The following is a 14,175-nucleotide window of genomic DNA, read 5'->3' on the forward strand; positions in this document are numbered from 1 at the left end:
GCTGGGAATTCCTCGGGTGGGAGGCGCCGTTGTCCGTTCGGAAGATCAGGTCCACACGATCGGATGGAAGTGTCATGCGCGTGCGTTCAGACGCGGTTGTGCTGTTCGGTGTGACAGGTGATCTTGTCTCGAAGAAGCTGTTTCCGGCGCTGTACGAGTTGACGCGGCGGGGGCGTCTCGACGTTCCGGTGATCGGGGTGGCCCGCTCCCCCTGGGACGACCAGCAGTTGGTGGCGACCGCCCGTAAGTCGGTGTCGGAGGCTTCCGACGAGGTGGATGACGAGACGTTCGACGCGTTGGCGGCCAACCTGTCGATGATCTCCGGGGACTACGCGGATCCGGCGACGTACGAGCGGTTGGCGGAGCGTCTGGGTGAGGCGCAGCGGCCGATCTTCTATCTGGCGATTCCGCCCGTGGTGTTCGGTTCGGTGGTGCGGGGCCTGGCGGCGGTCGGGTTGGCCGACCGTGGTCGGGTGATCGTGGAGAAGCCGTTCGGGCGTGACCTGGCCTCGTCCGAGGAGTTGGATCGGACGTTGGGGGCGGCCTTCGACGCGAGTCGGGTGTTCCGGATCGACCACTACCTCGGCAAGGAGGCGGTGGAGGGTTTGTACGCGTTCCGGTTCGCCAACCGGCTGTTCGAGCCGTTGTGGAACCGGGAGCACGTCGACAACGTGCAGGTGACCCTCGCGGAGGGTTTCGGTACGCAGGGTCGGGCCGGTTTCTATGACACGGTGGGTGCGACGCGGGACGTGTTGCAGAACCACATCTTGCAGGTCGTGGCGTTGATCGCGATGGACGCGCCGGCTGGTGACGACGTGGACTCGTTCCGCGAGGCGGAGGCGGCGGTGTTGCGGCAGATCGTGCCGTTGTCGCCGGAGTCGACGGTGCGGGGGCAGTACGCGGGTTACCGCGACGAGCCGGGTGTCGCGCCGGATTCGAACACGGAGACGTTCGTGGCGACGCGGTTGACGGTGGATTCGCCCCGGTGGGCGGGTGTGCCGTTCTATCTGCGGACGGGTAAGTCGTTGCCGGGGACGGCGACGGAGGTGGTGGTCGAGTTCAAGCGGCCGCAGCGGTCGTTGATCCCGGCCGAGGGTGGGGCGCAGGCGCCGGCGAACCTGTTGCGGTTCCGGTTGGGTCGTGGGGACGGCATCACGATGTCGATCCAGGCGAAGAGTCCGGGCGCGGAGGTGGCGAGTCGGCCGGTGGATCTGTCGGTGGACTTCGGCGCGGCGTTGGGTCGGCGTCAGGAGGCGTACGAGCGGTTGCTCGACGACGCGATGGAAGGGCAGCATCTGCGGTTCGCGCGGGCGGAGACGATTCGGCAGGAGTGGCGGATCGTGGCGCCGATCCTGGATCTGGCGGCGCCGGTGCGCTCGTACGACAAGGGTAGTTGGGGTCCGGCGGACGCGGATGCGTTGGCGGGTGGCTGGCACGCGCCGGAGCTGCGGTAGTCGCGGCGTGGGCTGAGTGACCGCTCAGCTCACGGGAGGGACCGTCCGGCGATGGTGAGGTTTGCTCCTTGGGTGCGGGGTGGGCACGTTGTGACCACGTTTCGTCCGCCTCGGAGAGGAAGCAGCGCATGCTGTCCGCACTCGATCGTCGGCATACCGTCGCGCCGCCCGGCTACAGCCGGTGGCTCATTCCCCCGGCGGCGTTGGCCATCCACCTCTGTATCGGCCAGGTCTACGCCACGAGCGTCTACAAGAATTCGTTGATCGCCCATTTCGACACGGGTCAGACGGCGATCGGGGTGATCTTCAGTATCGCGATCGTGATGCTGGGGTTGTCCGCCGCGGTGGCCGGGACGTGGGTGGAGGCGAACGGGCCGCGTAAGGCGATGTTCGTGTCGGCCTGCTTCTGGGCGGCGGGTTTCCTGGTGGGGTCGCTGGGCATCGCCACGAAGCAGTTGTGGCTGCTGTACCTGGGGTACGGCCTGCTCGGCGGCATCGGTCTGGGTATCGGTTACATCTCCCCCGTGTCCACGCTGATCAAGTGGTTCCCGGATCGGCCGGGTCTGGCGACCGGTTTGGCGATCATGGGGTTCGGTGGTGGGGCGATGGTGGCCTCTCCCCTGTCGCGGCAGTTGCTGTCGTTCTACGACCCGGGTTACGACCCGTCGAACGCGGGTTCGACGGCGTCGGGCAGCGCGCTGGTGTGGTTGTTCGTGACGTTGGGCCTGGGCTACTTCGTGATCATGATGTTCGGGGTGGCGAACGTGCGGGTGCCGGCCGAGGATTGGCGTCCGGCGGGCTTCGACCCGGTGTCGGTGGCGGCGAAGCCGCTGGTCACCACGGCGAACGTGTCGGCGGCGAACGCGGTGAAGACGCGGTCGTTCTGGTTGTTGTGGGTGGTGTTGTTCTGCAACGTGACGGCCGGTATCGGCATCCTCGAGCAGGCCAGCCCGATGATCCAGGACTTCTTCCGGGAGAACGGGACGTCGGCGGTGTCGGTGGCGGCGGCCGGCGGGTTCGTGGGTCTGCTGTCGTTGTTCAACATGGCGGGCCGGTTCGTGTGGTCGTCGACGTCGGACGTCATCGGCCGGAAGCCGATCTACCTGGTGTATCTCGGCGTGGGCATGGCGATGTACGCGCTGCTGGCGCTGTTCGGGCACACGGCGACGGCGTTGTTCGTGCTGTTCGCGTGCGTGATCCTGTCGTTCTACGGTGGCGGCTTCGCGACCGTGCCGGCGTACCTGCGGGACCTGTTCGGCACGTACCAGGTGGGGGCGATCCACGGCCGGTTGTTGACGGCCTGGTCGGCGGCGGGTGTCGCGGGTCCGTTGATCGTGAACGGGTTCCTCGACGCGCAGGGCAAGCCGGGCACGTTGACGGCGGCGGCGTACCGGCCGGCGCTGCTCACGATGGTGGCTGTGCTCGCGGTGGGCTTCGTGGCGAACCTGCTGGTGCGACCGGTGCCGCAGCGTTACCACGAGCCGGTGGAGCAGGACGTGGACGAGGTCACGGCGGCGGGAAGGAGTGGTACGCGATGAGCGACGACGGTCGGAGCGGGCAGCAGGCCCGGTTGTGGATTTCCTGGCTGGTGGTGGCGGTGCTGCTCGGCTACGGGGTCGTGCAGACGGTGATCACCGCGGCGAAGCTGTTCACGCACTGAGTGCGGTGGGCCGGGGCGCGTGTCGCGCGCCCCGGCTCACAGGGCGCCGGAGACCCGCAGCACGGCGCCGGCGGTGTAGGAGGCGTCCGGGCTGAGCAGCCAGGCGATGGCGGCGGCGATCTCGTCGGGTTCGCCGGCACGGCCCAGCGGGATACGGCCGGCGGCGGAGTCGGCGCGGTCGGGTACGCCGGAGTCGGTGTGGATGTCGGTGCGCACGAGGCCGGGGGCGACGCCGTTGACGCGGATGCCACGCGGGGCGAGTTCCTTGGCCAGGCCCACGGTGAGGGTGTCGGTGGCGGCCTTGACGGCGGCGTAGTGCACGTACTCCCCCGGGCTGCCGAGGGTCGCGGCGGCGGAGGAGACGTTGACGATGGCGCCGCCGTCGGTGAGGCGGCGGGCGGCCTGCTGGGCGCAGAGGACGTACCCGATGAGGTTGACGTCGACGACGCGGCGCAGGTCGTCCACGCGCAGCTCGGTGAACGGGCCGATGAGGCTGGTGACGCCCGCGTTGTTGACCAGGCCGGTGAGGGGGCCGAGCTGCGCGGCGGCGTCGAACAGGGCGGTGACCTGGCCGGGGTCGGTGGTGTCGGCGCGCACGGCGATGGCCTGGACGCCGGTGGCGTGCAGGTCGGCCAGGACGGTCGCGGCGGCGGCGTCGTCGCGGCGGTAGCACAGGGCGATGTGGTGGCCGGCCGCGGCGAGGCGGCGGGCGGTGGCCGCGCCGATGCCGCGGCCGCCGCCGGTGATGACGGTGACGGGTGCCATGGCGCCTCCGGGTCTTTCGGGCGGGTTGGGCCGACGCTACCGTGACCGGCGCAGATGAGTCGTCGTAAGGAGGGTCACATGCGGCGGGCGCTGGTGCTGGTGGCGCACGAGGCGCTGCGGGTGTGATCGCTTACGCTTCCCGCGCGGTCGTTCGGACTACGGAGGTGCGCGGTGGCGAGTGTGGGTGTCGGCGATGTCGTGGACGACTTCGAGCTGCCGGATGAGACGGGCACGCCGCGGCGGCTGTCGGAGTTCCTGGCGTCGGGGCCGGTGGTGCTGTTCTTCTATCCGGGGGCGATGACGCGGGGGTGCACGGCGGAGAGCTGCCACTTCCGGGATCTGGCGGCGGAGTTCACGGCGCTGGGCGCGTCGCGGGTGGGTATCAGCCGCGACGAGGTGGCCAAGCAGGCGGAGTTCTCGAAGATGCACGGCTTCGACTATCCGCTGCTGTCGGATGTGGACGGGACGGTCGCGCGGGCGTTCGGGGTGCGGCGGCGGGTGCCGTTGGGGGCGTTGAGCACGAAGCGGATGACGTTCGTGATCGGCACGGACCGGCGGGTCATCGAGGTGATCCACAGCGAGGTCAGCATGAACGACCACGCCGATCGGGCGTTGCGGGCCCTGGGCGGTTGAGCCCCGTGCGGTGGGTGTCGCAGCCGACTGGTATCAAGACAGCAATCAAACAGGTGTACGGAAGAGGGTTGTGATGGATGCCGGCCAGGGTTTGTCCACTGACGAGGTGCGCAGCATCCGGGAGGCGTTGGCGGCCGGCCGTAAGCCGAGGGTGGTGTTCACCGCGTCGGCGGGGCAGATCGCCGGTCAGGTCGGCCAGGTGGTCGAGTTGACCGATCCGGAGGTGTCCGACGAGTTCGTCGTGGTGCGGTTCGGTCGTGACGAGTTGCCGTTCTCCGCCGCCGATCTGGCGGTCGCGCCCAAGGGCGCGGGCCGGCGGGTGGCGGAGCCGAAACCGGAGCCGGAGCCGGAGGCGCCCGTGGTGGCCGCGCCGGAGTTCGTGTTGGACACGCCGCGGGTGCCCGCGCAGCGACAGGAGGAGCCGAAGGTGGAGCAGGCCGAGAAGCCGCCGGCGCGGCGGGCGGTCAAGGCCGCGAAGCCCAAGGGGCCCGCGGGCCTCACGGTGACCCTGGCGTACGCGGACGGCGAGTGGACGGTCGCCGCTCAGCAGGGCAGCAAGGCCCTGGCGAAGCCGTACGTGGTGAAGCCGGCCGAGGCGTTGAAGATGGTGGCGCTGGTGGACGTGCCGGGTGTGCAGGAGGCGGTGGAGCAGATCCTGGGCGCCGAGCGGGCCGAGGCGGAGCAGCAGGCGGAGAAGCTGCGGGCGGAGCTGGCCGAGATCGAGGCCCGGTTGGCGGAGTTGCGCGAGGCGAGCTGAGCGCTGGTTTTTCCTGCTCGCGGCGGGTCTGCCCGGTGGGGTGGGCCCGCCGTGGCGGTGTCGGGATCAGTTGTTGTGGTGGTGGTCGAGCAGTCGGGTGAGCAGGCGGATCAGCTGCGCGCGTTCGGCGCTGGACAGGGGCGCGAGCAGGTCGTCCTGCACGCGGGCGACGGTGTCGGCCATCCGGTGGGCTTCGTCGGCGCCGGCGTCGGTGAGGCTGATGACGTTGCGGCGGCGGTCGGCCGGGTCGGGGGCGCGTACCACGAGTCCCCGGCCGGCCAGGTCGTTGATGGCGGCCACGACGTCGCTGCGGTCGATGGCGCAGCGGCGGCCCAGGTCGGCCTGGCTCGCGGGGCCGTCCTCGGCCAGCGAGGCGAGCAGCCGGAAGTGGTAGCCGCGGAGGTCGTGTGCGGCGAAGCCCGCGCTGGCGAGTCGGCCGGCGTGGGCGGCGGCCTGGTTGAGCAGCCAGCTCGCGGTGGTACGCAGCCCGGCGGGTGACTGCGGGGCGGTGGCGTCCATGGCGGGAGCCTAACAGTAATCGTTGGCGTGACCCACAAACCATGTTACGTTGGTTCTACCAACGTTGGCTCAGCCAACGTTTTCGAAGGAGGCATCGTGTCCACTCTCAACGGTCAGGTCATCGGTCAGGCCCACTTCGCCACCCGGGCCCTGCTCGACCGCGCCGTCGCGCCCCTGGGCGTCGACTTCGCCCAGGTCCTCGCCCTCAACGCCCTCACCGCCGGCCCCGCCGACCGGACCTCGCTCGTGCGACGCCTCGCGAGCGCCCGCAGGGTCGACGAGTCGGCCGTGCGCGAGGTGATCGCCGGCCTCGTCGACGCCGGCCTGGCGCGGCTCGACGACACCGCCGAGCCGCAGGTGTCGCTCACCGACGCCGGCCACCGCACGCAGGCCCGTGTCGCCGAGGCCGTCGGGGGCATCACCGCCCGGCTGTACGGGGACATCCCGCCCGCCGAGGCCGACGTCGCCGCCCGCGTCCTCACGCTCGTCACCGAGCGGGCCAACGACGAGCTGGCGGGCGTCGCCTGACGCCGGAACGCGGTTCAACCGGCGGACGTGGCCTGACTCCGGAAGCGACTCAGGTGCGTCGGTTCATGGCCGCCCGGATCCGCAGCCAGGACGGGTCGGTCGCGGAGGTCTCGCTGACCGTCGCCAGGTCGCCGGACTGCCAGTCCCGCGTGCCGTCGGTGAGGTCGAGCTGGTCCATGTCGACGACCGACGCCTCGGCGGTGCCGGCGAGGAACGCGGTCACTGAGGCCCCTGCTGCCTCGCCCGGGTCGGCCGTGCCCACCGACAGGACAAGAAGCTCGTCGTCGCCGGCGACGACGAGCTCACCGGTGGCGGTGGCCGCCAGCGCGGTCACCGCTGCCCCGGGCAGCACCTCGTGCTCGACCACCCGACTCCCGTCGACGTCCAGCTCGACGACCACGCCGTCGGGTGTCCCGATCCAGAGGACCCGCGGCGACCGACCGAACGCGACGTTGTGGCGGGACCAGGCGTTCATCTCGTCCAGCCACTCCTGCGGGTACGGGTACCCCGGGCTCGGCTCCCCCAGCGTCATGCCCAGGGCGCGCCGCAGCGAGGGGAACTCGAACACCTCCAGCGAGTTGTCGTACGCGTTGCCCCGTACCGCGAAGTGCCGGCCGTCCGAGCTGAAGATCGGCGCTTCGTAGCCGTCGCAGTCCAGGACCAGCGCACGGCGCACCGGCCGCAGCACCGGCCCGGTGTCCGCCGAGAAGAGCACCAGCGTGGCACCTTGATCGCTCTCGAGGGTGCAGACCAGGCCGCCCGCCGGATGCGCCACCACCCCGGTGTCCCACCGAGGGCCGATCAGGGTCGTTCCCGAGGCGAGGTCGAGGGCGACGGAGTGCTCCCAGCCGTCCGTTCCGGCGGCGGGCGACAACCAGAGCGTACGACCGTCCGGGCTGAACGCCACCTCCCGCTGGTACTCGGTCGAGGTGACGGCGTCGACCGGCGACGTGCCCGAGGGAGTCCAGAGGACAACGCTCTCGGCGTCCGCCACCGCCAACAACGGGTCGTCGGGATGCCAGGCGGCGGAGGGTGTCCGCTCATGGTTGACGTCCTCGACATAGACGGCCGAATCCACGCCGAGGGCTGCCCGCTGCCGCAGTTGTCCGTCCCCGTACTCCCAGATCCGGATCGCCGGACGGTCGGCGTCCCAGGCCGCCACCAGTGGAAGGCGCGGGTGGGGCAGCAGCCGCTGCGCCGTCGCTCCGGATTGGACGCGAGCCAGGATTTCCACCGGCATACCCTACCGGCGCGCCGGACTGCCACCCGTCCCCGAAGGGGCCATCAGAAGTAGTCGAGCAGTTGTGCCGGACCGCCGGCGCCCAGCAGGTCCAGGGCGTCCGGCTCGACGCCCACGGTGTGCAGCAGGCCGGCCTGGGCCACCGAGCGGGCACCCGCCGCGCCCGCGTACAGCAGCGCGAACCCGCGCCCGTCCAGCCGCAGGTCCGCCTCGCCGTCGACCCGGGTCAGCTCGGCTTCGCCGTCGGCGACGGCGAAGCGCCAGGTACCGGTGTTCCAGTCGGCGAGCGCGTCGGTGAGGTGGAAGTCGACGACGCCCCGGACATGGGCGGGCCAGCCGCGTTCGCCGACCGCTCGTACGACGTCGACCGGGCGGTGCATCCACAGGTCCCGCTCGTGGTCCCGGGCCGCCTCCAACGGCAGGTGGACGCTGACGGCGTCACCGTCGAGCGGGCACAGCCGCAGGGTCGGCGCGACGCTGGCCCAGCTCCCGAGCACGCCGACGAGTTCCCGGGCCGCGTCGGCGGTGGTGGCCAGGGCCTCGTCGACGGTGAGCACCGAGTCGGCGCCGTAGCCCCGGCCGCGTTGCCAGGTGGCGTAGCCGACGAGGGTGCCGTCGTCCTCGACGAGCGTGATCCCGTCACCGGGCAGTTTGGCGTCGGCGGCGAAGAAGTCGAACAGCTTGCCCCGGCGCGTCAGCATGCCGTTGCGGTGGCGGGTGACCCGCTCGTAGAGGGCGGCGACGGCGTCCAGGTCGGCGGGGGTGCCGGCGCGGACGGTCAGGTGCGACGCGGGCCGGTGCCGGGGCAGCGCGGCGGTCGCGAGGTCGACGGTGCGCAGCACACCGGCGGCCTCCACCCGCAGGCGCGGTAGGGGGCGGCGACGGTCGGGTACAGCGCGCTGATCGCCGCGCCGCGCTCGCGGGCCCCGACCAGCAGCGCGGTGAGCAGGGCTCGGGCCACTCCCCGGCCCCGCGCCTCGGGCGCGACCGCCACCCCGGCGACGTCGGCCGCAGCGACGGCCCGCCCGGACCACCACTGGTCGTGGTGCAGGTCGACGGCCTTGCCGACGAGCCGGCCGGTGTCGTCGAACGCGCCGTAGCGGGTCATGCCCGGCACCTCGACGGTGGTGTGCGGGGACCGCTGCGCATCGGAGCCGAAGGCGAACCGGCCCAGCTCCCAGGCGTCGTCCAGGTCGTCGATGGTGAGTTCACGAACGCGCATCGGCACACCGTAGCGGCCCACCCCGACACCGACCAGCCGATAACCGCCCCGGCCGGACGCCCGTCGATCATGGAGTCGTGGTGGGTGACGAAGCGCCCTCGACGCCCCAGCCGGTGCGGGCGCGGCGGGGGGTCAGTGTTGGGGGATGTTGGCCACGCCGATGCGCTTGCGGAACACCCAGTACGTCCAGGCCTGGTAGGCCAGCACCACCGGAGTGAAGATCACCGCCACCCAGGTCATGATCTTCAGGGTGTACGGGGTGGAGGCGGCGTTGGTGGCCGTCAGCGTGCCGGCCGCGTCGAGGGTGGATGGCAGCACGTTCGGGAACAGCGCCGCGAACAGGGTCGCCACGGCCAGGCCGATCGCCACGGCCGTACCCGTGAACGCCCAGCCCTCCCGGCGTACCTTGGCGGCGGCGAGGCCACCGAGCAGGGCGAGGGCCGCGCCGACGGCGAGCACGACGGCGGCCGCGCTGGAGCGGATGCTCAGCGTCCAGGCCAGGAAGCCGACCGCGAGCACGGCGGCCCCGACGCCGAGGCGCACCGCCAGGGCGCCCGCGCGCTCCCGGATGTCGCCGGCGGTCTTCAGGGCCAGGAACACCGCGCCGTGGGTCAGGAACAGCGCGAGCGTGGTCGCGCCACCGAGCAGGGCGTACGGGTTGAGCAGGTCGACGAGGCCACCGACGTACTCGTGGTCGGCGTCCAGGGGCACACCGCGCAGGATGTTGGCGAAGGCGACGCCCCACAGGATCGCCGGCAGCAGCGAGCCGACCACGATCGCCGCGTCCCAGCGGCGCTTCCAGGACGCCTCGGGGCGCTTGTGCCGGTACTCGAAGGCCACCCCGCGGGCGATCAGGGCCAGCAGGATCAGCAGCAGCGGCAGGTAGAAGCCGGAGAAGAGGGTGGCGTACCACTCGGGGAACGCGGCGAACATCGCGCCGCCGGCGGTGATCAGCCACACCTCGTTGCCGTCCCAGACCGGGCCGATGGTGTTGATCAGGACGCGGCGTTCCCGGTCGTCGCGGCCGAGCACGGGCAGCAGCATGCCGACGCCGAAGTCGAAGCCCTCCAGGATGAAGTACCCGGTGAACAGCACGGCGACGAGGAGAAACCAGATGGTGGTCAGGTCCACGATGGGCTCCGGGATCAGTAGGCGAAGGCGAGCGGGCGCTCGGCGTCGTCGGTGTCGTCGGTGGGAGGTTGCTCGCTGACGTCGGGCACGCCGGCCCTGGCGTAGCGCAGCAGCAACTTGACCTCGATCACGGCGAGGGTGGCGTAGATCAGCGTGAAGGCGGTGAACGAGGTGAGTACCTCGGTCAGCGAGACGCTGCGGGACACGCCGTTGCGGGTGAGCATCTCGCCGAAGACGATCCACGGCTGGCGGCCCATCTCGGTGAAGATCCAGCCGAACGAGTTGGCCAGCAACGGCAGCACCGGCATGGCCAGCCCCGCGCGCAGCAGCCACCTGCTGCGCGGGGTGCGGCCCCTGCGCTGGCTCCAGAGCACCAGCAGGGCGATCGCGCCGGCCGCCAACCCGAAGCCGACCATGAAGCGGAAGCTCCAGTAGGTGACCGGGATGATCGGGGTGTAGCTGCCCGGGCCGTACTGGGTGGCGTACTGGGCCTGGAGGTCGTTGATGCCGTGCACGGTGCCGTTGGGGTCGCCGGTGCCCAGGTACGACAGCAGGTACGGGATCTTCAGGGCGAACACCTCGCGGCTGCCGTCGAGGCTGCCGATGGTGAGCACGGAGAACGAGGCGGGGCTCTCGGTGGTGTAGAGACCCTCGGCGGCGGCCATCTTCATCGGCTGCACGTCCGTCATGATCTTGCCCTGGATGTCGCCGGTGAACAGCACGGCCGCGGAGGCGACCAGGACGACCCAGGAGCCGAACTTCGTGGCGAAGCGGTACGCGCCGGTGTCGGCGGAGTCCCGGTTGCGGATGACGTGCCACAGGCCGACCGCCACGATCAGCGACCCAGCGACCAGGAACGAGCCGGCCAGGGTGTGCGGGAAGGTGATCAGGGCGACCTTGTTGGTCAGCACGGCCGGGAAGTCGGTCAGCTCGGCGCGTCCGCTGTCCGGGTTGATGCGGAAGCCCACCGGGTTCTGCATGAACGAGTTCGCCGCGAGGATGAAGTACGCGGACAGGTTCGTGCCGATCGCGGCGGCCCAAATGCTGGCCAGGTGCGCGCGCTTGGGCAGCCGGTCCCAGCCGAAGATCCACAGGCCGATGAAGGTGGATTCGAGGAAGAACGCCACGAGCGCCTCGATGGCCAGGGGCGCGCCGAAGATGTCGCCCACGAAGCGGGAGTAGTCACTCCAGTTCATGCCGAACTGGAACTCCTGCACGATGCCGGTGACCACGCCCATCGCGAAGTTGATCAGGAACAGCTTGCCGTAGAACTTGGTCAGCTTGAGGTAGCGCTCGTTGCCGGTGCGGTGCCACATCGTCTGCAGGATCGCCACCAGCACGGACAGGCCGATGGTCAGTGGCACGAACAGGAAGTGGTAGACGGTCGTGACACCGAACTGCCACCGGGCGACGTCCAACGCGTCCACCTGGACCCCCAACTATGCGTACTACGAGACGTAGTAAATACTACTGCTCGTCGTAGAGAAAGGGGCAGGGCCGGGCGGCCCAAACCGGCCCAGGACCAATGACCCTGATCACTCCGGCCACTCGCCCTCGCGGCCCCACCGCCTCGTGCGAGGATGGCGCGCTGATGGACACGACGACCTGGCAGCCACCACTGCTCTGGCGGGCCGCCCTCATGCTGGCCCGCGCCCTGGTGGCCCTGCTCGCCCGCCTGGAGGTCACCGGCGACGTCCCCGCGCACCTGCGCCGGGGTCCGCTCGTGCTGGCCGCCAACCACATCAGCCCCTTCGACCCCCTGGTCATGATCGCCGCCTGCCGGGAGCGGGGCATCGCCCCACGGATCATGGCGACCGCCGGACTGTTCCGGGCACCCGTGCTCGGTGCCGCCATGCGCCACGTCGGGCACATCCGGGTCGACCGGGGCACCAGCGCCGTCCACCAGGCGCTCGACGACGCGGCCGAGGCCGTCGCGGCCGGCTCGGTGATCCTCATCTACCCCGAGGGACGCATCGGCCTGGACCCCGGCATGTGGCCCGAGCGCGGCAAGACCGGCGTCGCCCGGCTCGCGCTGGCCTGCGGCGCTCCCGTCATCCCGGTCGCCCAGTGGGGCGCGCATGAGGTGCTGCCCTACGCGGCGCCCCGGGGAATGCTGCCCGGCATCGCCCGCGCCCTGTGGCGTCGCCCGGTGATCCGGGTGCACTTCGGCACACCCGTCGACCTCGGCGAGTCAAACGCCACCACCCCCGGGGCGGCCCGCCGAGCCACCAACCGCATCATCGACGCCCTCACCGACACCCTCGCTCCCCTACGCCCCGACGAACCCGACGGCCCCCGCCACCTCGACCCCGGCCGCCCCACCGACACGACCCGCACCCACCGCCGCACCCCCAACCCCTAACCCCAGCACCCCAGCACCCCAGCACCCCAGCACCCGCCGATCTTGCACTTTCTGCGGCGACATAACACGCATCCCGCCGATAACCACAACACAAACTGCAAGATCGGCGTCACCCCGACCGCACGGCGACAGGCCCCAGCCCAGCCCCAGCCCAGCCCTGGCGATCTTGCGCTTTCTGTTGGGAGATAACGCGCATCGCACGCAGAACGACAACAGGAAGTGCAAGATCGGCGCGGATTGCGGGGGGCGAGACACCGAGCGTTGCGGGCTCCCCCGGGAAGGGGAGGCGGTTGGCTCGGCGTGGGGAGGAGGGGCGGTCGGTGGGCGGCGAGGCTGGACTCGTCAGTCAACGCGCGAGGGGGTACCGATGGTCAGGTTCACACCGGTGGTGACGGCGGCAGCAGCGGCAACGGTCGCGCTGGTCGCGGCGGGGTCGTCGACGGCGTGGGCGCGACCCGCCGCGCCGACCGGCACGTCGCCGCCGAGAGCCGCCGCCATGGTCGCCGGGGTGGGGCATTTCGTGTACGACGAGCCGAACACGCAGGGGCACCGGATCTGGTTCGGTGTCGCGGCGGTCACGACCGTCGACGGGTCGACGCGTGGCGAGTTCCGTTACCGGCACGCGCTGCCGGACGGCACCGAGGTCGCGCGGGGACGGGCCGACGTCACCTGCCTGCGGGTGGTCGGAGACGTCGCGGTGTTCACGGCCATCGTGCCCGACGGCGTCGATCCGGTCCGCAACCACGGCTACTACGTGAAAATCATCGACGGCGGACGCCAGCCCGACGTGATCGTCGACGCCCAGGCACAGAACGGGACCGAACCGCCACCCACCGGTTGCATCGATCCCGAGACGGAACTGCCCCCCGAGGTGCCCGCGCGCCCTCGGTACCCGATCCTCGCCGGTGGGTACGTGGTGCGCTCCGACAGCGCCCGTCCGTGAGCCCCCTGGCGCTTGCGTCCCACGGGGGTGACGGAAGCGCCAGGGCCCACGGCGTCACCACACCGTCCGCGCCCACCGCCTGACCGAGCCGCCAGGGGCCCGGGCCGGGAGCACCCGGCGCGGGCGGACGAATGTCGCCGGCAGGCCACCTACGCTCCACCGGCCGCGTGCATACTGCGTCGCGTGCTCAACGGATCCGCCTACCTCGACGCGCCCGCGCCGTTGGCGTTCGCCCACCGCGGCGGCGCCGCCGAGGGCGACGAGAACACCACCGCGGCGTTCGCCCGGGCCGTCGGGCTCGGTTACCGGTACGTGGAGACCGACGTGCACGCCACCGCCGACGGCGTCCCGGTGATCTTCCACGACCCGACGCTCGCGCGGGTCACCGGTGAGGCGGGGCGCATCGCCGACCTGAGCTGGGCCGACCTCGCCTCGGTACGCGTCGGCGGCGCCGCCGTCGTACCCCGGCTCGACGAGGTCCTGGACGCGTGGCCGCAGGTCCGCTTCAACATCGACGTGAAGGCCGACGGCGGCGTCGCGCCGACGGTCGCCACCCTGACCCGGGTCGGCGCGGCCGACCGGGTGCTGCTCGCCTCGTTCAGCGACGCCCGACTGACCCGGCTGCGGGCGCTTACCCAGGGGCGCGTCGCCACCAGCCTCGGCATGCGGGGAGTCGCCCGGCTGCGACTGGCCTCGCTGCACGGCCGGCCGCTGCGGCTGCCCCCGTCGGTGGTCGCCGCGCAGGTGCCGCCCCGCTACGGGCGGGTGCCGGTGGTGGACCGCCGGTTCGTCGACTACTGCCACCGGCTCGGCCTTCAGGTGCACGTCTGGACGATCGACGACGCGGACCAGATGCACGACTTACTGGATCGTGGCGTGGATGGCATCATGACCGATCACGTCGGCGTGCTGCGCGACGTCTACCGCAGCCGCGGCCACTGGACCGCCTGAAAAGCACCGA

At 71.3% G+C, this 14,175-nt stretch carries 16 protein-coding genes; 9 read left to right on the plus strand and 7 right to left on the minus strand.

The window, feature by feature from the left end:
- The first annotated feature begins 74 nt into the window (after window positions 1-74).
- From zwf to ACQP0N_RS16660, 3 genes are all read left to right on the plus strand, one after another.
- Window positions 75-1,454, plus strand: a complete 1,380-nt coding sequence (zwf, locus tag ACQP0N_RS16650; RefSeq protein ID WP_433111191.1) for a glucose-6-phosphate dehydrogenase — start codon at window positions 75-77, stop codon at window positions 1,452-1,454.
- Between the two features lie 128 nt (window positions 1,455-1,582).
- A complete protein-coding gene (locus ACQP0N_RS16655; protein WP_433111194.1) occupies window positions 1,583-2,992 on the plus strand; it encodes an OFA family MFS transporter in 1,410 nt (469 codons plus the stop codon).
- Window positions 2,989-3,114, plus strand: coding sequence for an MFS transporter small subunit (locus ACQP0N_RS16660; protein WP_357118713.1), 126 nt, complete (start codon window positions 2,989-2,991; stop codon window positions 3,112-3,114). Before ACQP0N_RS16655 ends, ACQP0N_RS16660 begins: the two co-directional genes overlap by 4 nt.
- Before the next feature lie 36 nt (window positions 3,115-3,150).
- On the opposite strand, the gene ACQP0N_RS16665 is transcribed toward ACQP0N_RS16660, so the two are convergent.
- Entirely contained in the window at window positions 3,151-3,879 is a 729-nt protein-coding gene (locus tag ACQP0N_RS16665) for an SDR family oxidoreductase (RefSeq protein ID WP_433111198.1), read from the minus strand.
- A 171-nt stretch (window positions 3,880-4,050) separates the two neighbouring features.
- Between ACQP0N_RS16665 and ACQP0N_RS16670 the strand changes: the two genes are divergently transcribed.
- Both ACQP0N_RS16670 and ACQP0N_RS16675 read left to right on the plus strand, forming a co-directional pair.
- Entirely contained in the window at window positions 4,051-4,512 is a 462-nt protein-coding gene (locus ACQP0N_RS16670) for a peroxiredoxin (protein WP_433111201.1), read from the plus strand.
- Between the two features lie 73 nt (window positions 4,513-4,585).
- Window positions 4,586-5,269, plus strand: coding sequence for a hypothetical protein (locus ACQP0N_RS16675; RefSeq protein WP_355051064.1), 684 nt, complete (start codon window positions 4,586-4,588; stop codon window positions 5,267-5,269).
- 66 nt (window positions 5,270-5,335) lie between these two features.
- On the opposite strand, the gene ACQP0N_RS16680 is transcribed toward ACQP0N_RS16675, so the two are convergent.
- Window positions 5,336-5,788: a MarR family winged helix-turn-helix transcriptional regulator gene (locus tag ACQP0N_RS16680; RefSeq protein WP_433111204.1), complete on the minus strand. Its 453-nt coding sequence runs from the start codon at window positions 5,786-5,788 to the stop codon at window positions 5,336-5,338.
- Between the two features lie 96 nt (window positions 5,789-5,884).
- Between ACQP0N_RS16680 and ACQP0N_RS16685 the strand changes: the two genes are divergently transcribed.
- Window positions 5,885-6,316, plus strand: coding sequence for a hypothetical protein (locus tag ACQP0N_RS16685; protein WP_433111207.1), 432 nt, complete (start codon window positions 5,885-5,887; stop codon window positions 6,314-6,316).
- 49 nt (window positions 6,317-6,365) lie between these two features.
- Here the strand turns inward: ACQP0N_RS16685 and ACQP0N_RS16690 are convergent, their stop codons facing one another.
- The 5 genes from ACQP0N_RS16690 to ACQP0N_RS16710 form a co-directional block, all read right to left on the minus strand.
- Window positions 6,366-7,550 carry a hypothetical protein gene (locus ACQP0N_RS16690; protein ID WP_433111210.1) on the minus strand — a complete coding sequence of 395 codons (1,185 nt, stop codon included), beginning with the start codon at window positions 7,548-7,550 and terminating at the stop codon, window positions 6,366-6,368.
- Window positions 7,551-7,600: 50 nt separating this feature from the next.
- Window positions 7,601-8,413: a GNAT family N-acetyltransferase gene (locus ACQP0N_RS16695; RefSeq protein WP_433111213.1), complete on the minus strand. Its 813-nt coding sequence runs from the start codon at window positions 8,411-8,413 to the stop codon at window positions 7,601-7,603.
- Entirely contained in the window at window positions 8,335-8,778 is a 444-nt protein-coding gene (locus tag ACQP0N_RS16700) for a GNAT family N-acetyltransferase (protein WP_433111216.1), read from the minus strand. Before ACQP0N_RS16700 ends, ACQP0N_RS16695 begins: the two co-directional genes overlap by 79 nt.
- Window positions 8,779-8,910: 132 nt before the next feature.
- Window positions 8,911-9,909, minus strand: coding sequence for a cytochrome d ubiquinol oxidase subunit II (cydB, locus tag ACQP0N_RS16705; RefSeq protein WP_433111219.1), 999 nt, complete (start codon window positions 9,907-9,909; stop codon window positions 8,911-8,913).
- A 14-nt stretch (window positions 9,910-9,923) separates the two neighbouring features.
- Window positions 9,924-11,336 (minus strand): cytochrome ubiquinol oxidase subunit I, encoded by a 1,413-nt coding sequence (locus ACQP0N_RS16710; RefSeq protein WP_433111222.1) that lies wholly within the window; start codon window positions 11,334-11,336, stop codon window positions 9,924-9,926.
- Window positions 11,337-11,500: 164 nt separating this feature from the next.
- Between ACQP0N_RS16710 and ACQP0N_RS16715 the strand changes: the two genes are divergently transcribed.
- The 3 genes from ACQP0N_RS16715 (at window position 11,501) to ACQP0N_RS16725 (ending at window position 14,165) form a co-directional block, all read left to right on the plus strand.
- A complete protein-coding gene (locus ACQP0N_RS16715; RefSeq protein WP_433111225.1) occupies window positions 11,501-12,271 on the plus strand; it encodes a lysophospholipid acyltransferase family protein in 771 nt (256 codons plus the stop codon).
- A gap of 367 nt (window positions 12,272-12,638) precedes the next feature.
- Entirely contained in the window at window positions 12,639-13,214 is a 576-nt protein-coding gene (locus ACQP0N_RS16720; protein WP_433111228.1) for a hypothetical protein, read from the plus strand.
- A 183-nt stretch (window positions 13,215-13,397) separates the two neighbouring features.
- Window positions 13,398-14,165, plus strand: a complete 768-nt coding sequence (locus ACQP0N_RS16725) for a glycerophosphodiester phosphodiesterase (RefSeq protein ID WP_433111231.1) — start codon at window positions 13,398-13,400, stop codon at window positions 14,163-14,165.
- Window positions 14,166-14,175: the final 10 nt, after the last annotated feature.

Origin of the sequence: Micromonospora sp. CA-246542, assembly GCF_050942905.1 — a bacterium.
Taxonomy (GTDB): domain Bacteria; phylum Actinomycetota; class Actinomycetes; order Mycobacteriales; family Micromonosporaceae; genus Micromonospora.